The sequence below is a fragment of the Ruegeria sp. B1 genome (assembly GCF_056535885.1).
Genome location: NZ_JBQFJA010000001.1, coordinates 3,434,647 through 3,454,943, shown reverse-complemented (window position 1 = coordinate 3,454,943; position 20,297 = coordinate 3,434,647). Strand labels below are relative to the sequence as shown.

Genomic DNA, 20,297 nt, shown 5'->3' with positions numbered 1-20,297 from the left:
GTATTCAGGTGCCATAAACCGGCACCGGACCGGTCACCTCGCCAACCGAGGCGAGCAGGATGTCCGAGATGATGTCCAACTCTTCCCGCGTCAGGCGCACAGGCAAACGCACGTCACAGGCTTTCATCAACATGTCCCGTGTTTTGGGAAGCTCGAACGTCTCGGGCAGGAACTGCCAGTTCCAGAAGGCGCGTGCATTGTCCTCGCTCAGGCCAAAGACCTGAACCTTTACACCGCGTGCCTCGGACGCCGCAGCAAACTCCCGGATTTCGGTTTCGTCCATTCCAACTAGGTTGAACTGGATCGAATCCGGCGCCCGGCGTTCGGGCGCAAGCGGGGCAGGGACCTCGACATATGGCAATGTGTTCAGACGGTCGGCCACATAGTCATGATTTAACAGTCCGTCGCGCACGCGCCGTGCCAGTTCAGGAATTTGCGGGCGGATCACAGCTGCGCTGAGATTGCTCATTCGCAAGTTGTACAGCGGCAACTGGTTCTGCCACCGGGCAAAAGCCTGTTCTAGCTCTGGCGTGTTGTCGCCATGGGGACCCTTGTGCTTTTTCCAGTTGTGCTCGTAGGCACCCGACATGATCACTGCGCGGGCCACCAGGTCGGCGTCATCCGTGATCAGGATGCCGCCTTCGCCCGCGTTGATCATCTTGTAGGACTGGAACGAGAAGCACCCGATTTTGCCGATTGTTCCGATATTGCGCCCGTGCCAAGTGGTGCCCAACGAATGGGCCGCGTCTTCGATCACCGGGATGTTGCGCGCGTCGCACAGGTCCATGATTGCGTCCATATCCGAGGTATGGCCGCGCATATGGCTGATGATGACAGCCTGAACATTGTCCAGCTTGTCGGCAAAATCCGCCATGTCGATCCGATAGTTCTCCCCAACTTCGCATAAGACAGGGATGCAGTCGGCATGTACGATGGACGAGGGGACGGCCGCAAAGGTGAAGCCCGGGATCAACACTCGCGCGTCTCGCGGCAGGTCCAGGGCTTTCAGTGACAGGAACAGCGCTGCCGAACAGGACGAAACGGCCAGCGCGTATTTCGTGCCGAGCAACGCGGCAAACTCGGTTTCCAGCAAGGCGACAGGCGCATCTTGCGGTGCGGTGTATCGGAACAGGTCCCCCGATTGCATCAAGGCATCAATTGCGTCTCGTGCGGCTGCAGGGATGGGTTCGGCATCATGAACGTTGGGTGGCAGCGTCATATTTGGTTTTCCCGAATTCTAACTTTCGTTTATTTAAATTAAAGTGCGGGCCCGTGCCAAGCCCCCATTCGCCGTGTCGGCGAAATTTCACCAAATTGTCGCAAATCCTGGAAGGCTCAGAGCCCATTGTGTTGAAAAACTCAAAAATGCAAGAGGTTCGAGTTTTCTGCGAACCGGCGATCCGTCGATAAAGTCCAAAGCCAATATCGATGACAGTTGTTGAGATGCCCTCTGACGGCCAGAGTCAGATTTTGGCCGAACCCTAAGCTGAATAATCCTACCGGGCTTCTACGAGAAATTTTGGACTCGAATCTGCGCAAAATCGCAGTTTTTCAACAGTATCAGCCCTAAGCGGTCGCGCAACGCGTACCAAGTCATCGCAAGTACCAAAAGCGGGCTGCGCAGGGCTGATCCGCCGGGAAACGGAAGGGCCAGGACGCGCGCCATCGTGTCGAATCCCTCAGCCTGACCCTGGATGGCATGCGCCATCAGTTGCCCGGCATGCGTGGCTGTTCCGACGCCGTGCCCGGAATAGCCTGAGGCGGATAAAATGTTTGGCGCAACCCGCGCAAGATACGGCATCCTACGCATTGTGATCGCCAGTGTGCCGCCCCATGCGTAGTCGATTTTAACGTCCTTGAGATGCGGAAAAATTTGGGACATCGGTTTGCGCACAGTGGCCGAGATGTCTGCCGGGAACCTGTAGCCATAGCTCTCGCCACCACCGAACAGCAAACGACCGTCGCCGCTAAGGCGGAAATAATTCACGACGAACTTGGTGTCGGCAACGGCGATGTCTCGGGTCAGTACCTTACCCGCATCCGCGCCCAGCGGTTCAGTTGCCGCGATGAAATTGTTGATCGGCATCACCCGCGCCGCGACGTGTTGGTTCAGATCACCCAGATATCCATTGCAGGCGAGGATGACATGATCCGCAGTGACCCGCCCGTGGGCTGTCTGTAAGGAAACCCGCGCACCTTGCTCGATATCCAGAACTTCTGTGCCTTCACACAGGCGAGCCCCTGCTGTTTGTGCCGCTGTGGCCAGACCCAGAGCGTAGTTCAGCGGATGCAGATGAGCGGCGCTCGTGTCCAGATAGCCGCCTTTATAGGCGGGTGACGGGCATAAGGCACGCCCGGCTTCGGTATCCATCAATTCGAGTTGGTCATACCCATACCTGATCAACAAGTGTTCCGCATGGTCGTGCAGCTCATGCCGCTCTGCGTCGTTCAGGGCCAGTTGGGCGACGCCGGGTTTCAAGTCGCAGTCAATCTTGTGTTTGGTGATCAGGGACTTCACCAGACCTTTGGCCTCTTCGGCGAGGTGCCAGAGCTTGGCGGCGTCCTGATCGCCGACAAGACGTTCCAGATCTTCCTGTTCCATGCGCTGGGCGCTGCCAAGCTGACCCCCGTTGCGACCCGATGCGCCAAAGCCCACGCGATGTGCCTCCAGCAGCACCACATCGAATCCGGCCTCAGTCAGATGCAGCGCCGCTGACAGACCGGTATAGCCGCCGCCCACGATGCACACATCTGCTTTCGCATCCCCGGAAAGAGAGGGAAATCGGTCAATCAGGTTTGCCGTAGCCGCGTACCAACTGGGCGGGTACTCCGCCTTTTGGTCGTTGGAATAGAGCAGGTTCATTCCGCCGCCTCAGACGTTTAGCAACAGGTGCTCACGTTCCCATGGCGAGATCACTTGCAGGAATTCCTCGTATTCCGCCCGTTTCACGATGCCATAGACGCGCGCGAATTCGGTGCCGAGCACCTCATGCAAAGCCGTTGCCGCGTCAAACAGGTCCAGCGCATTGCCCATCACCTGCGGGATATCACCGTCGCCGTCATAGGCGTCACCATAGAACTGCCGGCGGGGGCGTTCCTGCTGGATCAAACCCAAATAGCCGCAGGCCAGCGACAGGGCGATGCCAAGGTATGGGTTGCAGTCCATCCCGGCGATCCGGTTTTCGACCCGCCGCGCCTCGGGACCCGACAAAGGCACACGAATGCCGGTTGTGCGATTGTCGCGAGCCCATTCCAGATTGATCGGCGCCGCTTGGTCTTTCACATAGCGGCGATAGGAATTCACGTAAGGCGCCATCACGGCCAGTCCGGCGGGCAAGTGCATCTGCAGACCGGCGATGAAGTGGTAAAACGCATCTGTTTCCCCACCCTGCGGACCGGAAAAGATATTCTGTCCCGTCTCCATATCGATGATCGAATGATGGATGTGCATGGCTGACCCGGGTTCGTCCTCGATTGGCTTTGCCATGAACGTCGCGAAACAGTTGTGCCGCAATGCGGCCTCGCGGATCAGGCGTTTGAAATAGAACACCTCGTCAGCCAGTTTGACCGGGTCGCCATGGCGCAAATTGATCTCAAGCTGACCGGCGCCGCCTTCTTGGGTGATCCCGTCGATCTCAAATCCCTGATGTTCAGCAAAGTCGTAAATGTCGTCGATGACCGGGCCGAACTCGTCCACGGCGGTCATCGAATAGGCCTGTCGCGCTGCAGCTGGCCGCCCCGAGCGCCCCATCATCGGCTTGATGCCCTGCGCTGGATCCACATTGGGTGCGACCAGAAAAAACTCCATCTCGGGCGCCACGATCGGCTCCCACTCCTTTTTGCGATAAAGTTTCACCACGCGTTTCAGCACGTTGCGGGGGCTGAACGGGATCGGCTCTCCGTCCCGGTCATAGGCGTCGTGAATCACTTGCAAGGTCCAGTCGCCGGTCCAAGGTGCGGCAGACGCGGTCGAGAAATCGGGTTTCAGGATCATGTCCCGTTCGATGAACCCGTCTTCGCCCGCAGCCTCGCCCCAATCGCCGGTGATGGTCTGGTAAAAGATGCTGTCGGGCAGGTGAAAATAAGACTGCCGCGCAAATTTCGACGCCGGAACCGCTTTGCCGCGCGCGATGCCCGGCAGATCAGAAATGATGCACTCGACCTCGTCCAGTCGCTTGCCGTCAAAATAGTCGCGTGCCGCCTGAGGTAGTTTCTTTGTCCAGTCGGCCATCAGGCCCGCGCCTTTTTTAGAAAGCCCGCCATGATGTTTGCGATTTGAGCATTGTCATCCGGTGCGCTGGTCCGGTCTGCTGCGGCTTGCATCAACGCATCCGGGACAACCCCCTTGCCGCGTGTGCGCATCAGACCGCTGACAAATGCGTTTGAAAACTCAGGATGCGCCTGAACTGTCCAGATCGTGTCGCCATAGCTTAGCATCGCGTTTTGACAGAAATCGTTTTGACCCTGAACCTGCGCACCCTCAGGCAGCGTTGTAACCTGATCCTGATGCCATGCGTTCAGCCACACTGTGTTGCCATCAAAATCATATTCCGTGCGTCCTACGGCCCAGCCGCCCGAGAATTTTTCGACTTTACCACCAAGTGCTTGCGCGATGATCTGATGGCCAAAGCACACTCCGATCAGGGGTTTGCCGCTGTCGCGTATGTTGCGGATCAACTCTTCAAGCGGCGGAATCCACGGCAGATCCTCATAGGCACCGTGTCGCGATCCCGTTATCAGCCAACCATCCGCGTCATCGACGCCGTTCGGGAAATGCCCGTCCACGACGGCAAATGTTTCGAACTCAAACCCATGTCCGGTCAGGAGGGCTGGGAACAGCGTGTCATAATCCCCGAAATCGTCCTTTAACGCATCGGGGGTATGGCCGGTTTGTAGAATACCGATTTTCATAAGTCACCAAATTTGATCAAATTTACCCTAGCGGACCCACGACGGTCGGACAAGGGGGCTCAGACGGCCTCGAGGTAACTCAGCCAGTGTTCATCGGCGGGACGGCTGGCAAACCGGGACATCTCCTGCCTTTTGGTCAGTGCCAGATTGCGGATCAGGTCAGCTGGAAACAGCCGGGCGATCATTGGGTCTGCTTCGAAAGCTTCGATTGCCGCTGCCAAGCCCCTTGCCAATTGCGGAAGATCATCGAGCGCGTAGGCGTTTCCTGTGATCGGGGTGGGGGGCTGCAACCCGTCTTCGATTCCGACCAACGCCGCGCCGAGAACTGCGGTCAGCGTCAAGTACGGATTGATATCGCCACCGGCAACCCGGTGTTCGATCCGGCGCGCTGCGGGTGAACCACCGGGAATGCGTATTGCGGCGGTTCTGTTTTCATAGGCCCAGCTTGCGCCGGTGGGTGCATGTGAGCCGGGAATAAGGCGGGCATATGAATTGCCATGCGGAGCGAACACCAGCGTGCTGCCCGGCATGGCCTTCAGGCATCCCGCCACTGCCGAGCGCAATAAGTCTGTGCCTTCTGGACTGCCGTTGTCGAACACATTGCGCCCCTTTTGATCCAGGACCGAGAAATGTATGTGCAGGCCGTTGCCGGCGTCATCGGCATAAGGTTTTGCCATGAAGGTTGCCACGAACCCATGCCTGCGGGCCAACCCTCGCGCCAATGCCTTGAAAAGCCATGTATCATCGGCACAGCGCAGTGCATCCTGATGTAGCAGGTTTATCTCGAACTGACCGACACCGCTTTCGGAAATGGCGGTCTGGGCGGGTATGCCCATCGCCGTACAGCCGTCATACAAGTCAGTGAAGAACGCATCAAAAGCATCCATCTCGGCCATCGATAAAATGGAGTCATCCGACACGCGACGCCCTGTCACCGGGTTGATTGGCGGTCGGGGATGCGGACCGGACGCGTCGAGCAGTGTGAATTCCAGTTCCGCTGCGGCAACAACAGACCATCCGCGCTGCGCATAGCGTGCGAGGATAGCGGCAAGCGCATGCCTCGGGTCGCCGGTAAATGGCGCCCCGGCGTCATCGTGAAGACTCATGGGGACCAGAGCTGTATCGGTTTCGAGCCAGGGCATAGGGACCGGTCCGCGATCAGTCGGCAACAGAACCCCATCTGCATCGCCGGTCTCAAACATCAGCGGACTGTTTTCGACATCAGCGCCCCAAAGATCGACATTCAACGCAGAGAAAGGCATGCGCACGGTGCCTTTGCTCAGCTTGTCCGCATAGGTCGGCGGCACGCGTTTGCCCCGCATCTGTCCATTCAGGTCACAGGCTGCGACACGAAAACTGTGCAGGGCGCTCAGGTCCACAATGGCCTCCGTTCGTCTTGTTGCCCGAGATGTACTGGAGGCGTCCTGACTTGTCACTAAATTTGATCAAATTTCTACAGGAGCAGAAAAACCCGCGCCAACCCAAAAGAATCGGCGCGGGAAATTATGGGTCAGACGAAACTCACACCGTTCTCTGACATTGGCAGTTCGGCGACATGCAAATTGGACAATGCGTTGATCGCATTTGCCAGAGCAGGGGCCGACGGAGGTGTCCCAGGCTCACCGACACCGGTGGGTGCCTCGGCGGACGGCACAATGTGAACCTCGATGGCCGCGATGTCGCCGATCCGAAGCGGTTCGTAATCCGGGAAATTGAATTGGTCCACTGCACCGTCCGTCAGGGTAATCTGACCCCGCATGACATGGCCGATACCGTAGCCGATACCTCCCTCCATTTGGGCGCGGACGATGTCCGGGTTTACTGCGATTCCGCAATCCACCGCGCAAGTGACTTTCTCGATACGGATTCCGTTGTCTGGATCGCCCGAGACTTCGACCACCTCGGCGACGTAGGACCCAAAGGATTTGTGAACCGCGATGCCCTGCGTCCGGCCCGCCGGGGCATTGCCCCAACCGGCCTTTTCCGCCACCAGTCTGAGAACGCCGGCTTTGCGTTGCTGATCGGCATCGCTGGTATCCGCAAGATGGGCCAGCCGGAACTCTACCGGATCCCGGCCCGCTGCAGCGGCGGCCAGATCCATCATGGTCTCCATTGCGTAGGCCGTGTGCGTGTGCCCAGCCGAGCGCCACCATAACACGGTCGTTGCCTTTGGCGTGTCAGTTAGACCCACCGCCATGCCCGGGATATTGTACGGGCTGTCCGCAATGCCTTCGATTGAACTGTGGTCGACACCATCATGAACGCTGAAGGATTCAAACGGCGTGCCTTTCATGATCGACTGTCCGGCGACCTGATGTTGCCAGCCGACGATGTTGCCATCCACATCCAGCCCGACACGGACCTTGTGTCCGAAGGCAGGGCGGTAGTAGCCGCCGCGAATGTCGTCCTCGCGTGTCCAGACCAGTTTCACCGGACGAGACCGGTCGGTGATGACAAACGCCAGCGCCGCCTCAACCTGGTAGTCGGCCTCTGGCGTCGCCCTGCGCCCGAATGACCCACCTGCCAACAGGGTCTTGATCTGGATCTTGTCCTCGGGCACGCCAAAGATCTGCTGATACGCCATATGAACGCCGGTTGGAATTTGGCTTCCGTCGTGCAGGACGATTGTGCCATCGGCAGTCTGTTCTATCGTGCAGTTCATCGGCTCCATCGGCGCGTGGGCCAACAGCGGGAAGTAAAAGGTCTTCTCGACCGTTTTGGCCGCGCCATCAATGGATGCAGACACGGCAGCGACATCAGCCTGGTTCACATTGTATGCGGGTTCCGCATCCAGCGCGGCCATGATCTCGGCTTTGATCTGGTCCGAATGCCGGGTCTCGGCCGCCGAGATATCCCATTCCACCTCAAGCGCATCGCGGGCCTGGATTGCGGCCCAGGTGTCTTCTGCGTAAACGGCGACCCCGGCCTGATTGGGCAGGGCAGCCGCGCGGATGAACCCTTTGATTTCCTTGGACGCGGTGTCATCGAACCCGGTGACCAAAGCGCCACGCGCTTCAGGGCGCTTGATCATGGCGACCATCTGGTTCGGCAGGTGCAGGTCCATGCCATAAACAGCCTGACCATTGCCTTTGATGGCCGAATCCTTGCGGCGCACGGCCTCGTTCCCGATCAGTCGGAATTCCGAGGGGTCTTTCAGGCGTGGCTCAGCGGGCGCTTCCATCTGTGCTGCAACAGCGACAAACGCGCTGATCGGCGCTGTTTGATCACCGGCTTTGATAACACCTTCCTCGATCGTGATCTCAGAGGCATCAACGCCCCAGCCTTGGGCCGCCGCAGAGATCAGCATTTCGCGCGCGGCGGCACCGGCTTGGCGATATTGCAGCCACGAGTTCGCCATCGCGGTTGACCCGCCTGTGCCCTGGAACGGACCAAACAGCAGATTGTTATAGAGTTGCGGATTGGACGGAGCGAACTCGTATTCGATCTGATCCATCCGCAGACCGATTTCTTCGGCGATCAGTGTGGGCAGGCCCGTCGCAGGTCCCTGACCTTTTTCAAAATGCTTGACGATTGCAGTGACCGTTCCATCTGCGTCGATCTTAACAAATGGGTTGAACTGCGCGGTGTCAGAGGACGCGGCGGCCAACGCACCATCTGCGCGTGCGCCCACCAACAATACGGCGCTGGCAGCAGCGGCACCTTTCAGAAATCCACGGCGGGAGGTGTTAACAGTCATAGATCAGGCCTCCAGTATTTCAGACGCGCGCTGGATGCCGGCGCGGATACGTTGATAGGTGGCGCAACGGCAGGCGTTGCCGTACATGTAATCGTCAATTTCTTGGACGGTCGGTTTCGGGTTCTCGGACAATAATCCAACCGCCGACATCACCTGGCCCGACTGACAGTAGCCGCACTGAACCACATCGAGTTCGACCCAGGCCTGCTGAACGGCTGCACCGATTTCATCATTGCCGACGGCCTCGATGGTCGTGATTTCGGCACCTTCGACGTCTTCGACATATGTCTGGCAAGAACGCACCGGCGCGCCGTCCACATGCACGGTGCATGCGCCGCAAGACGCAACGCCGCAGCCAAATTTGGTTCCGGTCAGCTTGAGCTCATCCCGGATCACCCACAGCAGGGGCGTGCCGGGTTCGGCGTCAACCGTGTGGGTTTCGCCATTTAGTTGCAAAGTTAAAGCCATAGGGGGACTCTCCTGTTGGGCTGGTTACCTGAGTCGGTAAACTGGCGGGTTTACGATTCCACAGTTTTTTGACGTTGTAAACTCTCGAGTTTACGCAGAATTTGACCAGCGCCTGTCAATAGGTCTATAGCTCTGACATGGTTGAATGCACTGCACCAAATACGTTCAAGCGCGCTCAGATTATCGAGGCCGCCGTGGTCGAGTTCCAGGAGAAAGGATTTGCCGCGGCGAGTATGGACCGCATCTCGGCGCGGGCAGAGGTGTCAAAGCGGACACTATATAAGTACTTTGAAAGCAAGGAAAATCTTTTTCGCTCCATCGTGATTGAACTATCCAATCGTTTTGCCGAAGTGCTGGAAATCCGATATGAAAAGGGGCGGGACATCCGCGAACAATTGACCGAACTGGCCTGGGCCGAAGGGCGGATTCTGATGTCACCTGAGGTCATCGCAATGTCCCGGATGGTGATCAGCGAGACTCTGCGCAATCCGCTACTTGCGGCAGAGGCACAGGGTAAGCTGGACAAGACGGCGACGTTTATCGCCATGCTCCGCGATGCTGCAGAGGACGGTCAGTTGCAGATCGAGGACCCGGAGCAGGCTGGCCGGGAGTTCATCGGCCTCATCAAGGCCAGAGCGTTCTGGCCGATGCTGTTCACAGGGGCTGTGCTGAGCCAGGCTGAAATGACCGAAACGATCGAAAACAGCGTCGAGATGATGATAAGCCGGTATGTTTCCTAAAATGCCTGAGTTGGTACTTGAATTTGCTCTACGATTGTTGGATTAGCGGGCGAATGAACACACCATCAAAGCGAGTCACATCAACCAACGCGAAAATCCTCGAGCGTCCATTGACCTCTCAGTGAAAGTATTTAGGTCTGCGACAACAGCGCGGGAAGATTTATTTTTTCTTGTTGTATGAGGAGCCTGTTGGTTGAGTGATCTCTTCACAGGCAATACTTCGACAGCTTCACTTAATGTGAATAGTTTACATGGATTTGGAAAATTGAAGACCAAAGACCTTCTTCTATCGATATCGTCAACTTTTTTCGTCGCGTTTTTGGTCATTTCTGCACTTCGAAAAGGTATCGATATGCCTTTTTTCGTGGTTGACGGAGCCTTCCAGACGGCAAGCTCATTGTACCGTTTGGACGAGGGGTACCTCCCGGGGCGGGATTTTTTTCCGTATCTCGGGATAGGGCCGGTCACTGCAATCTATCCTTTTTTTCAGTGTTTGGAGGGCATCTTGCGGCTTCTCAGGCTGCTTCCTACCTGACAACTTGGTTGTGTGGCGCTTTTTCATTTGCTGTCATCATTAAGCTTTTTTTTCCGGATGTTAGGATTCAGCACGCGGTCTTTTCAGGAATAAGTGTCGCAGTGGCGTTCCTCGTTGCAGAGAAAAACATTGAGATGCCAAGGATGATGACTCTGTATTTGGAACCTGGCCATTCACTGTTGCCGATCAGGTCGTTTGCTCCCTACCTAATGGCTGCATCGGTATTGATCGCCGTCAAGTTAACTGAAAATGATTACTGGCGCGCGGTTGTATTAGGGTTTTCTGCGGGTGTATTGCTCAACTGGTCAAATGACTATGCAGTTGTGACTGTCTTCCTATTTTCCCTGCTTTCCGTGTATTTGTTGTGGAGTTGGAAAGAGATTTGGAGGCTTGGCCCAATTCTAACCTACGCGGCCGTTACTCTTTTTGTTTTTGGGTTGACGCTAACCTTGGCAACCGGAGGTTATCCACTCAAATTCATTTTAACCAACCTCAAAGCAGTTCCGGCTGACCAATGGTGGTACTTTGCTCCATACCAAGAAGGCCAGCGTGTTTTCAAAGCCAGCCACCTCTTTCGCCTAACCTCCGGATTGAACTTGGTTGCGGCCATTATCTTGGTGTACCTGTTTGTCACCGCGTACAGAACTCGATCTATTGAACGGATCACTTTGTTTGTTCTTGGCGTATCGCTATCAATGGGCGGTACTCTACCTGCAGTCATTGGTCACATTTCAGCGCACTACTTTCAACCTATAGGCTACTTCACCGTGCTTTGTATTGCTTGTATTCACGTTCCGGTTTTGAGAGAGCGTATTGTTGCAATGGGGTACGGATTTCCGACATTGTCGTTGAAGGGGCTCTGTGGCACAGTGCTTCTTAGTGCTTGTTTTGTTTTCTATTCTGCGACGAAATATGATCGCGATTGGACTATTGCAAACGACGATGAAAATAGGATTTTTGTAGCTGAGTTGGGGGGATTCCTGCCAAAGGACTGGTCAGAATATGTTGCGTATGCCCGGGCTTCTGCTGGTGAAGAAACTATAGAAGAGTACTGGGGTATTTGGAGCGCCATAAACCGTGAGTTTGGTCCTTGGAAGGTTGATTCAGTCATACATGCACTTGGGGATTTGCGCGGGCAGTCGCTGGTCGCGCTGGATTCAGTCGATCGAGTTGTTACTACGCGGCGCGATTATAATCCAAGATGGCAACCTTGGTCTGTCAGCCAGAATTTCTGGTTTTATGGAGTTCTGTTCGAGAGTTGGGAACCTGAGGAAGTCACGGCCACAACAGTTATATGGCGAAAGCTAGACAGACCAAGGTTCAAGCAAGAGGTAGCTTGCACCGTCAGTACCGATGGGCAAGGGTTCTCCGTAAATCAAAGTACTCCTGGGTTGTATTCAGTAAATGTGGAATATGAACCTGTTGATGGCCGCCATCTTGTGTTCGTTCGCAACAATATATCGCCGATCTCTGGTGGTTATGTTTCAGTAGACCCCACTGCCACCGAAGCTGAATTCCCTGTAGTTTTGTCAAGTTATGGTCCAGAACTCTTTGACCTTTACACCGTTGGGCAAACATCTGGGCAACCAAGGCTTTCAAGCTGTACCGCGCACACAATTACGTTGCGAGAGTATCAGGTTATCGACACTCCCGGTTTCTAAAGATTCCTGTCGGAATTGTCTTTTGGTGACCTCAATTGACAGAGGAGCAGTCGTAGGATTGTGACGATAGCTGGTGCTGTATGCCTATCTCAGTTTGAGCAGCGGGCTAAAATAGGGTGACGCGCTGATTGCCATGTCTAGGCTCAGGATGCATTGAGTCTCACTGCGCGGCATGATTCACGGCTCCAAAAATGGAGCGGTGACATGAGTTATCTTTTCTAGCTGACTGACGAGCAGATGGCCAAGCTTTCCCTTTTCCTTTGATGTTTATTTGTGCGAGAAATGCGCTTGAGCCGTCCTGTCTCTTGCGCTCAGAAATGCTTGCCATGTGGAACAACTTTTCGATTATCAGAACAACATTAGTTGTTCCAATAGCACAAAATGGGACAAAACAAGCAAGAAAATGCACCAATCAGGCAGAATACTAATAAGCCAGTATGACAAAAAATCATTTAAAATCAAATGCTAAAAAGAACTTAAGGCTGAGCGTCGCCCCCATGATAGATTGGACTGATCGCCATTGTCGTTACCTGCACCGCTTACTTAGTTCCGAAACCTTGCTGTATACCGAGATGGTCACCGCCCCTGCGTTGGTTCGCGGTGGGGCTCTGCATCTATTGGACTACAACCCCCAAGAACATCCGGTTGCGTTGCAATTGGGAGGCTCGGACCCGGAGGAATTGGCTGCGGCGGCCCGGCTTGGGGCCGAGGCAGGCTATGACGAAATCAACCTGAATTGCGGGTGCCCTTCGGATCGGGTTCAGTCCGGTACGTTCGGCGCTGTTCTCATGAACGAACCAGAACGCGTGGCAGACTGCGTCGCTGCGATGCGCGAGACCGTGGATGTCGATGTCACAGTCAAGTGTCGCATCGGCGTGGATGAACAGGACCCAAATGACACCCTGCCTGCGTTTCTGGACCGGGTTCGCGCGGCCGGGTGTCAACGGATGATCATTCACGCACGGAAGGCATGGCTTGAGGGTCTTAGCCCCAAAGAAAACAGGGACATTCCACCGCTGGACTATAACCTTGTATATCGAATGAAGGACGCATTTCCCGACTTGCATCTGTCGATCAACGGCGGCATCACGTCGTTGAGTGAGGCGCGCGCGCATCTGGAAGCGGGGCTGGACGGAGTGATGATCGGGCGCGCCGCCTATCACCAGCCGACCGATATTCTGGCCGCTGCCGACGTCCAGATCTTTGGAACCGGTACGGTTCGCGATCCGATTGAAATAGTGCGCCAAATGGTTCCCTATGTCGAACGGCATCTTGCCAAAGGTGGACGATTGCATCAAATCACGCGACATATGCTGGGCCTTTTTGCCGGACGTCCCGGCGCGCGGGCTTGGCGGCGCGCACTCTCTGAAGGTGCTGTACACATAGGCGCCGGGCCCGAGGTGATGCTACAGGCGCTGGACCACGTGGCACCTCTGGCTGAGGTGTGACCGACTGAAATACGGCCAAAGGCCGGTTTGGGGGTGGAAGATGCCCGAGACGATGTTGCTGGCCCAGATGCTGGGCCTTTTGCTTGTGATCGGGGCACTGGCCGGGGTATTGGCCGGGCTTTTAGGAGTTGGTGGAGGTATCGTGTTGGTTCCCGCCTTTTTCTATGCGTTTCAAACACTTGGATACGGTGGTCCGCAGTTGATGCAGCTGTGCCTGGCGACCTCTCTGGCGACGATTATTGTTACGTCGATCCGTTCGGTTCTGGCCCATAACAAAAAGGGTGCCGTGGATTGGGACATCCTGCGCGGTTGGGGGCCGGGAATTGTGGTCGGGGCAATTATCGGCGTGTCCGTCGCATCGATCCTGCAAACCGAGGCGTTGCAGGCCCTGTTCGGCCTTCTTGGCATGGTGATCGGGGCTTATCTGGGTTTTGGGCGGTCTGAATGGCGGCTGGGGGACGCAATGCCCAAGGGCGTGAAACGTGCCGTTCTGTCGCCTTCTGTCGGGTTTCTTTCAGTTCTCATGGGCATTGGCGGCGGCAGCTTTGGTGTGCCGCTCATGAGCCTCTATAACACTCCGATCCACCGTGCGGTCGCAACGGCCGCCGGATTTGGGGTGATCATTGCAGTGCCGTCCGTCCTGGGATTTCTGTTTCTGGATATCCCCACTGAGCATCGCCCGCCCCTAACCATCGGCGCGGTCAATCTGGTCGCATTCCTCATCGTTGTTGCAATGACGATGATTACGGCTCCGTGGGGTGTCAGGCTGGCACATGCGATGGATCCCAAACCGCTCAAACGGGTGTTCGCGGTGTTCCTGACTTTGGTGGCTCTGAACATGTTGCGGAAAGCGCTGGGATGGTGAGCGATTTCTGGACCCGGGGCTGGGTGAAATTTCCCTATGATCCGGATCTGGCCGAATGGGTGAGCCATGCCCTGCCGGTCGCCCGCGCTTCGGTTGTCGATCCGGCCAATGCCGATTGGCTGGATTGTGAAGGCACGTGGTTCATCGGCGTCGATGCCCTGGACAATGATGCGCAGGGGCGGGTCGCGTCCTCTGGCCCTTTGATGGGACAGGCCATGGACTTCATTGTCCAGCACTACGGTGTCCTGCCACTGCATAAAGGGCAGGTTTCGGTGATCCATCCGGGCTATCCCCGTCCGCGCCGAGGTGAGAGCGAAGCTGCAGGGCGATATCGGCGGAACAGAGATGCCGCTCATGTGGATGGGTTGCGACCAATGGGGCCGGACCGGCGGCGCCGGGTCGATGAACCGCACGCATGGATACTGGGTATTCCACTGACCGAGGCCACCGAGGATGCCGCGCCGATGGTATTGTGGGAGGGTAGCCACAAGATTTTGCGCGCCGCGTTTGAACAGGCGCTTGCGGATTGTCCCCGTCAGACGCTGCATGAGGTCGACATTACCGACATCTACCAGTCTGCGCGGCGCGAGGTTTTTGAATCCTGCCGGCGCATTGAGTTGCCGGCAACACCGGGCGAGGCGTACCTGTTGCACCGCCATTGTCTTCACGGCGTTGCGCCTTGGGCGCCCGATGCGTCGGCTGGTCCGGATGGACGGATGATTGCCTATTTTCGCCCTGAATGCGCAGGGGGTGTGGCCGAATGGATCGAATCCCCATAACGTCCCGCCATTCTTTGAGTTTGGAGGCTTTTTCATGATTACGATTCACAAGGATTCGGACGGTGCGCTGATTGAGGTTGAATTGTCTGGGGAAGTCACCAGTGCAGACTATGCGAACACGTTGGTTCCCGCGATCGAAGCCGCTTTGGCCGAACATGACGCGGTGCGTCTGCTGGCCATCGTACAGCCGGAATTCAAAGGATACGATCTGGGGGCCGCGTGGTCTGACACCAAGCTGGGGCTGAGCCATTGGCGCGGGTTCGACCGCATTGCGGTTGTGGCCGATCAGGGGTGGGTGCAGACCAGCATCCGCCTGGCGGCGCCGATCCTGCCGTGTCCGGTGCAAGTATTCGAAATGGCCGACCTGGAAGCCGCCCGGCGATGGATGCGCGAGTCGCTTGGGTCGATCCATATCACCGACCTGGGTGGACCTTGTGTTCAAGTCAGCCTGCTAGGCAAGCTGGATCCTGAAGAGTACCGGCAAGCCGAAAAGGACTTGGATGCCTTGTTGCACGAGCGCGAAGGTTTTCGCCTTCTGATTGACCTCAGAGAGTTTGATGGCTGGCAGGGACTGTCAGCGCTGGCTGCCCATTTCCGGCTTGCCAGCCGCCATGTCGGCCTGCTGGATCGCGCCGCCATCGTCGGAGACAAAGCGTGGCAACATATGGCGCAACGTGTGGCCAGTCATGTGCTGGGGACGCGGACTCAGTTTTTTGCTTCTGATGAGTACGACAATGCAAAAAGCTGGCTGGCGGCGGGGTAACCCGACCGCCACAATCGGTTCGACCTTACTCTGAGACGAGCCGCACTTTGAGTGCATTCCACCGCAAAAGGTTCAGCGGAGTTCGTGGAGTAGCGGGCGGACTTGATGCGAACATGGTCCTTCGGGGTTTATCAATCGGTCGGGGTCGATTTGTACTGCCGGGCCTTCGATCCGTGTGCGGCCAAAGACATATCAGAACCTGCCGGCGGCACCTTGTGCGGTCTTGAAAATGGGTTTTTGGGAGATTGAGAGGCTTTCTTGATTGATCCTTTGAAACAGACAAAATTAGGCCACATTTCATACGGATAACCGCGACGAATACCGCTGATTGCACCGCGCCGCTGTGGGTCGCCACTCACTCCAACCGATGTGTTGGACTCCTATACCCCCTCGGAGTTCTGACCAGCTCCACAGCGGCGCCGAAGTGGGCTGATCGGCGTGCCAGATTCTCCAAAAAGCCTGTCGCGAAACGAACTCTGCAAAGCGGATCGTTCATCGGTTAGAAGAACGCGATGGAGTATCTATGCATAGTCCTTGGGCGCGGCATGTGCGGCCGTCCTGCTACCGGAATCCGCATCACACGAAAGCGCTGCAAACAAAAGGGACCACTGCTATTTTTCCGTTCTATCCAGCCGCGCCGCGCGACCGCCGCGCCGTTTGCTCAGGCGGGGTTTTCGCGACGGCAGGTCTTCCATGATACCCGCGCGTTCCGTGCTGTCCATCTTGGACCATCTGGTGATTTCGTCGATGGTCCGATAACAGCCGGTGCAAATGCGCTCGGTCGGGTGAACGACACAGATCTGGATGCAAGGGCTTTCGACCTCGTTGCGTTTCCATACCATATTCGTCATCACTGGTCTCCGACCCGTTAGAGAAAGCGCAGCCTGTCCAGCGCACCTTGCAAGATATAGCCTGCGGCGACGTGGTCGATAACCTGTCCGCGACGTTTTCGTGTCGTATCCGCCTCCAACAGTGCCTTTTCGGCAGCAACTGTGCTCAGGCGTTCATCCCAGAACCCGATCGGTACCTCGGTAAGCTGGGACATGTTGCGGGCAAAGGCGCGGGTGGACTGGCAGCGCGGGCCTTCGGTTCCATCCATGTTTTTGGGCAGACCCAACAGGATGCCTCCGATCTCGCGATCACTGGCGATCTCCAACAACCGGGCAGAATCCAGCGTGAATTTCTTGCGCCGCACGGTTTCCAATGGACTGGCGACACTGCGGAGCCGATCCGAGACCGCAACACCGATGGTTTTTTCCCCCAGATCCAGCCCCATCAGGGCGGCCATAGGGGCCAGCACGGCAGCAAAGTCTTCGAATGAATCGTGAATCACTGCGCAATCCCGGCCTGATACGCCGCAGCATCGATCATACGTAACGCCTCGTTGTTTCCGGCAAAGACTTCCATCGCCTCATTTTTGATGTCGATGGCGCGCTGCGCCTGCCCCAGAACGCCGAGTGCGGCAATCAGGCGGGCCCATTCTTCGGGCGAGCCGCCCTGGGTGGCCAGACGATCGGACAGACTGTCGACCATGCCCTGGATCATCTGCTGCCGCTCTTCGGCGCTCATCTCTCCGGCGGCCTCCATATCTTCCTGGCTCGGCCCGGACAAAGCGGGAGTGGCGCTCAGATCGGGTGCGTTAAAGACGCCGGCGCGAAAGGCAAGCTGATCGATCTGGCCAGCAATCGCGTCTGCCCAAGGCGCCCCAGCCGGGGCATCCTGCAGGGTTTCCACCCAGATGCGATAAGCAATATCCGGACGTCCGATTTGCGCCAGCATCTGCCCCTGATAGTACCGGGCCGGCCCGTGTTTGGGATCACGGTTCAGAGCTTGATCCAGCGCGTCTTCGGCCTCGGGGGACACATAGCCACCGGCCGCAAGGATCATCATTTCAGCAAAGTCTGCATAAGCGTTGGCCGAGACCGAGGCACCGGACAGTTCGATGACTCTCTGCTGCGCCATGTATCCCGCCTTGAAGTTGCCCGCGGTGGTTTCATGTTGCGCCAGCAGCATATGGCCCTGCAAGTCATCCGGTCTGGCGGCGACGGTTTCGCGCAGTTGGTCGAGTAAATTTGCGTAGCTTTCTTCCAAACGCGGAGGCTCAATGGGGCTTATCAGAGATTCGGCATCCAGTTGCGAGGGACGGTTTACTCGCATTTCCTCGGCCAGTTCCAGACGCGCGGATAGCGGCATGTCTGGCAGGCCAACGGCTCCGATCCGATGATACAAAGCCATCGCGCCTCCGATCAGAACCGCACCCACTGCGAGAAGGGCAATAACCGACGTGACAGGGGACGGGCCCGATCCTTTGCGGTCCCTATTCATCTGTGCGTCCGCCGCCAACACACGGCGCGAGATTTCCGTGCGGATGCGCTCGGCATCAGCGTCTCCGATCACGCCACGCGCAAGATCGCGGTCTACTCCGGCAAGCTGCTCGCGATAGACGCGCAGATCGTAGGCGGCGGCGGGCTCGTCCCCCCTGCGGCTGCGCAACAGGTTAAAGCCCAGGAATACGGCAACCAGCAATGCGGCAAGAAATATCATAACCCAGAACGTCATGGTCTCTCCGATGTAGCTGCCCTGACTTAGACCCACGCGTCGTCGGACAAAAGGGACAAAAGGCCGCGAAAGGCGCAGATGTCGCAATAATAGGGGCTATGTCGCAATAGTGCGATATTGCGGCGTTGCATGGCAGGGCCAATCTATTGGCACACGGCATATCTGCGCCCAGTCACCGAACCGGATGGATTCGTCTATGAAACACTATTCAGCCTTTGCCGTGGCTCGCGAAGCCTTGCGCTATCATACGGGATGGGAGCGTGCATGGCGCGCGCCAGAGCCCAAGAAACGCTATGACGTGATCATCGTCGGTGCGGGTGGGCATGGTTTGGCAACGGCGTATTACCTGGGCAAGAATTACGGCATCCAGAACGTCGCGATCATCGAAAAAGGCTGGCTGGGCGGTGGTAACACCGGTCGGAACACGACCATCATCCGGTCGAACTATCTGCAGGACCCATCGGCCGCTTTGTACGAAAAGGCGCGCAGCCTATATGAGGATCTGAGCCAGGACCTGAACTACAACGTCATGTTCAGCCCGCGCGGCGTGATGATGCTGGCGCAGACCCAGCACGAAATTCGCGGCTACCAGCGCACGGCGCATGCGAACGCGCTGCAAGGGGTAAAAACTGAATGGATCGGGCCTGAGCGCGTCAAACAGCTGGTGCCGATCATCAACATCGACGGTCCGCGTTATCCGGTTCTGGGGGCGCTGTGGCAGGAACGCGGTGGCACCGCGCGTCACGATGCGGTGGCTTGGGGCTATGCGCGTGCTTGTTCGGCCATGGGCATGGACATCATTCAGAAATGCGAGGTCACCGGGGTTCGGTCGGAAAATGGCCGCGTCGTTGGTGTCGACACTACCAAAGGTGCCATCGACTGTGACAAGCTGGGCATCGTGGTTGCCGGGCATTCCGGTCAGCTGGCCGAAATGGCGGGTTTCCGTCTGCCACTGGAAGCTGTGGCGCTTCAGGCGCTGGTGTCCGAGCCGATCAAACCCTGCATGGATGTGGTCGTGATGGCCAACACCGTGCATGGTTATATGAGCCAGTCCGACAAGGGCGAGATGGTGATCGGCGGCGGCACCGACGGGTTCAACAACTACACCCAACGCGGCAGTTTCCACCATATCGAGGAAACCGTGCGCGCGCTGATCGAAACCTTCCCGATGATCTCACGCCTGAAGATGCTGCGTCAGTGGGGTGGAATCGTGGATATGACCGGCGATCGCTCGCCTATCCTGTCGACCACACCGCTGGGCAACTGCTTCATCAACTGTGGATGGGGCACCGGCGGGTTCAAGGCCATTCCGGGCTCGGGTTGGGGTATGGCACAGCTGATGGCGACGGGACACTCACCCCTGACCGAAGCCTTCACGCTGGACCGCTTCAGGGAAGGGCGCTTCATCGACGAAAGCGTCGCTGCAGGGGTGGCGCACTGATGCGATCCCATTTCACTGAAACTCCGATGTCTCACCTCTGCGTCTTCAAGGAGATCGCGATATGCTGACACTCAAATGCCCCTTCACCGGTGCGATGCTGGATGAAACCGAACTCCATTGTGGCGGCGAAGCGCATCGTAAGCGCTTTGGCCCTGGCTCCTCGGATGAGGAGTTCGAGACATATATGTTCACCCGCGAAAACGCGCGCGGTGTGCATTTTGAACTTTGGCTGCACGTCTATGGTATCGGCAAATGGTTCATCGCGGCCCGCGATACGGACACGCTCGAGGTTTACGGAACGTACCCGGCGCAGACCACTGAACCGCCGCAAGAGATCAAAGATGCCATCACTGCCAAACGCCCCGGATGGTCGTGGAGAGAGTTCTCCTGATGCTTCATCTTTTCAAAAATACTCCCGCCGGAGGCTCCG

General features: G+C 57.1%; 18 protein-coding genes. 8 read left to right on the top strand and 10 right to left on the bottom strand.

Annotated features, from left to right (window positions below; genetic code table 11):
* Positions 1-4: 4 nt before the first annotated feature.
* From ACR3ES_RS16955 to ACR3ES_RS16925, 7 genes are all read right to left on the bottom strand, one after another.
* Entirely contained in the window at positions 5-1,219 is a 1,215-nt protein-coding gene (locus ACR3ES_RS16955; RefSeq protein WP_480423950.1) for a DegT/DnrJ/EryC1/StrS family aminotransferase, read from the bottom strand.
* A 288-nt stretch (positions 1,220-1,507) separates the two neighbouring features.
* Positions 1,508-2,863 (bottom strand): NAD(P)/FAD-dependent oxidoreductase, encoded by a 1,356-nt coding sequence (locus ACR3ES_RS16950; RefSeq protein ID WP_480423948.1) that lies wholly within the window; start codon positions 2,861-2,863, stop codon positions 1,508-1,510.
* A 9-nt stretch (positions 2,864-2,872) separates the two neighbouring features.
* The gene (locus ACR3ES_RS16945; protein WP_170433276.1) at positions 2,873-4,231 is read right to left on the bottom strand and encodes a glutamine synthetase family protein; all 1,359 of its coding nucleotides are present in this window, start codon (positions 4,229-4,231) and stop codon (positions 2,873-2,875) included.
* Positions 4,231-4,911, bottom strand: a complete 681-nt coding sequence (locus ACR3ES_RS16940) for a type 1 glutamine amidotransferase (RefSeq protein ID WP_170433279.1) — start codon at positions 4,909-4,911, stop codon at positions 4,231-4,233. Before ACR3ES_RS16940 ends, ACR3ES_RS16945 begins: the two co-directional genes overlap by 1 nt.
* A 59-nt stretch (positions 4,912-4,970) precedes the next feature.
* A complete protein-coding gene (locus tag ACR3ES_RS16935; RefSeq protein WP_170433282.1) occupies positions 4,971-6,290 on the bottom strand; it encodes a glutamine synthetase family protein in 1,320 nt (439 codons plus the stop codon).
* A 131-nt stretch (positions 6,291-6,421) separates the two neighbouring features.
* The gene (locus ACR3ES_RS16930; protein ID WP_170433285.1) at positions 6,422-8,608 is read right to left on the bottom strand and encodes a xanthine dehydrogenase family protein molybdopterin-binding subunit; all 2,187 of its coding nucleotides are present in this window, start codon (positions 8,606-8,608) and stop codon (positions 6,422-6,424) included.
* A gap of 3 nt (positions 8,609-8,611) precedes the next feature.
* Positions 8,612-9,076, bottom strand: a complete 465-nt coding sequence (locus ACR3ES_RS16925; RefSeq protein WP_170433287.1) for a (2Fe-2S)-binding protein — start codon at positions 9,074-9,076, stop codon at positions 8,612-8,614.
* 137 nt (positions 9,077-9,213) lie between these two features.
* Here ACR3ES_RS16925 and ACR3ES_RS16920 point away from each other — a divergent pair, with 137 nt between their 5' ends.
* The 6 genes from ACR3ES_RS16920 to ACR3ES_RS16895 all read left to right on the top strand — a co-directional run bounded on the left by ACR3ES_RS16920 (position 9,214) and on the right by ACR3ES_RS16895 (position 15,867).
* Positions 9,214-9,816: a TetR/AcrR family transcriptional regulator gene (locus ACR3ES_RS16920; protein ID WP_170433289.1), complete on the top strand. Its 603-nt coding sequence runs from the start codon at positions 9,214-9,216 to the stop codon at positions 9,814-9,816.
* Between the two features lie 489 nt (positions 9,817-10,305).
* Complete coding sequence (locus ACR3ES_RS16915) at positions 10,306-12,012, top strand: hypothetical protein (protein ID WP_480493310.1); 1,707 nt, start codon at positions 10,306-10,308, stop codon at positions 12,010-12,012.
* A gap of 437 nt (positions 12,013-12,449) precedes the next feature.
* Entirely contained in the window at positions 12,450-13,460 is a 1,011-nt protein-coding gene (gene dusA, locus ACR3ES_RS16910) for a tRNA dihydrouridine(20/20a) synthase DusA (RefSeq protein WP_170433293.1), read from the top strand.
* A 40-nt stretch (positions 13,461-13,500) separates the two neighbouring features.
* Complete coding sequence (locus ACR3ES_RS16905; protein WP_170433295.1) at positions 13,501-14,325, top strand: sulfite exporter TauE/SafE family protein; 825 nt, start codon at positions 13,501-13,503, stop codon at positions 14,323-14,325.
* Complete coding sequence (locus ACR3ES_RS16900) at positions 14,319-15,104, top strand: hypothetical protein (RefSeq protein WP_170433297.1); 786 nt, start codon at positions 14,319-14,321, stop codon at positions 15,102-15,104. Before ACR3ES_RS16905 ends, ACR3ES_RS16900 begins: the two co-directional genes overlap by 7 nt.
* A gap of 34 nt (positions 15,105-15,138) precedes the next feature.
* Positions 15,139-15,867: a SpoIIAA family protein gene (locus tag ACR3ES_RS16895; RefSeq protein ID WP_170433300.1), complete on the top strand. Its 729-nt coding sequence runs from the start codon at positions 15,139-15,141 to the stop codon at positions 15,865-15,867.
* Between the two features lie 611 nt (positions 15,868-16,478).
* Here the strand turns inward: ACR3ES_RS16895 and ACR3ES_RS16890 are convergent.
* From ACR3ES_RS16890 to ccmI, 3 genes are read right to left on the bottom strand one after another with little or no spacing between them, the layout of a single operon-like run.
* Positions 16,479-16,718, bottom strand: coding sequence for a DUF1289 domain-containing protein (locus ACR3ES_RS16890; protein WP_170433302.1), 240 nt, complete (start codon positions 16,716-16,718; stop codon positions 16,479-16,481).
* A 17-nt stretch (positions 16,719-16,735) separates the two neighbouring features.
* Complete coding sequence (gene ruvX, locus ACR3ES_RS16885) at positions 16,736-17,200, bottom strand: Holliday junction resolvase RuvX (RefSeq protein WP_170433304.1); 465 nt, start codon at positions 17,198-17,200, stop codon at positions 16,736-16,738.
* Positions 17,197-18,426, bottom strand: a complete 1,230-nt coding sequence (ccmI, locus tag ACR3ES_RS16880) for a c-type cytochrome biogenesis protein CcmI (protein WP_170433305.1) — start codon at positions 18,424-18,426, stop codon at positions 17,197-17,199. The genes ruvX and ccmI overlap by 4 nt, the downstream gene beginning before the upstream one ends.
* Before the next feature lie 196 nt (positions 18,427-18,622).
* Here ccmI and ACR3ES_RS16875 point away from each other — a divergent pair, with 196 nt between their 5' ends.
* Both ACR3ES_RS16875 and ACR3ES_RS16870 read left to right on the top strand, forming a co-directional pair.
* Positions 18,623-19,867, top strand: coding sequence for a sarcosine oxidase subunit beta family protein (locus ACR3ES_RS16875; RefSeq protein WP_170433307.1), 1,245 nt, complete (start codon positions 18,623-18,625; stop codon positions 19,865-19,867).
* A 61-nt stretch (positions 19,868-19,928) separates the two neighbouring features.
* Complete coding sequence (locus tag ACR3ES_RS16870; protein ID WP_170433309.1) at positions 19,929-20,258, top strand: sarcosine oxidase subunit delta; 330 nt, start codon at positions 19,929-19,931, stop codon at positions 20,256-20,258.
* Positions 20,259-20,297: the final 39 nt, after the last annotated feature.

Coding starts and splice junctions, on each gene's coding strand:
- ACR3ES_RS16955 (WP_480423950.1), bottom strand. CDS start 1,219: ATGACGCTGCCACCCAACGTTCATGATGCCGAACCCATCCCTGCAGCC.
- ACR3ES_RS16950 (WP_480423948.1), bottom strand. CDS start 2,863: ATGAACCTGCTCTATTCCAACGACCAAAAGGCGGAGTACCCGCCCAGT.
- ACR3ES_RS16945 (WP_170433276.1), bottom strand. CDS start 4,231: ATGGCCGACTGGACAAAGAAACTACCTCAGGCGGCACGCGACTATTTT.
- ACR3ES_RS16940 (WP_170433279.1), bottom strand. CDS start 4,911: ATGAAAATCGGTATTCTACAAACCGGCCATACCCCCGATGCGTTAAAG.
- ACR3ES_RS16930 (WP_170433285.1), bottom strand. CDS start 8,608: ATGACTGTTAACACCTCCCGCCGTGGATTTCTGAAAGGTGCCGCTGCT.
- ACR3ES_RS16925 (WP_170433287.1), bottom strand. CDS start 9,076: ATGGCTTTAACTTTGCAACTAAATGGCGAAACCCACACGGTTGACGCC.
- ACR3ES_RS16920 (WP_170433289.1), top strand. CDS start 9,214: ATGGTTGAATGCACTGCACCAAATACGTTCAAGCGCGCTCAGATTATC.
- dusA (WP_170433293.1), top strand. CDS start 12,450: ATGACAAAAAATCATTTAAAATCAAATGCTAAAAAGAACTTAAGGCTG.
- ACR3ES_RS16905 (WP_170433295.1), top strand. CDS start 13,501: ATGCCCGAGACGATGTTGCTGGCCCAGATGCTGGGCCTTTTGCTTGTG.
- ACR3ES_RS16900 (WP_170433297.1), top strand. CDS start 14,319: ATGGTGAGCGATTTCTGGACCCGGGGCTGGGTGAAATTTCCCTATGAT.
- ACR3ES_RS16895 (WP_170433300.1), top strand. CDS start 15,139: ATGATTACGATTCACAAGGATTCGGACGGTGCGCTGATTGAGGTTGAA.
- ACR3ES_RS16890 (WP_170433302.1), bottom strand. CDS start 16,718: ATGACGAATATGGTATGGAAACGCAACGAGGTCGAAAGCCCTTGCATC.
- ccmI (WP_170433305.1), bottom strand. CDS start 18,426: ATGACGTTCTGGGTTATGATATTTCTTGCCGCATTGCTGGTTGCCGTA.
- ACR3ES_RS16875 (WP_170433307.1), top strand. CDS start 18,623: ATGAAACACTATTCAGCCTTTGCCGTGGCTCGCGAAGCCTTGCGCTAT.
- ACR3ES_RS16870 (WP_170433309.1), top strand. CDS start 19,929: ATGCTGACACTCAAATGCCCCTTCACCGGTGCGATGCTGGATGAAACC.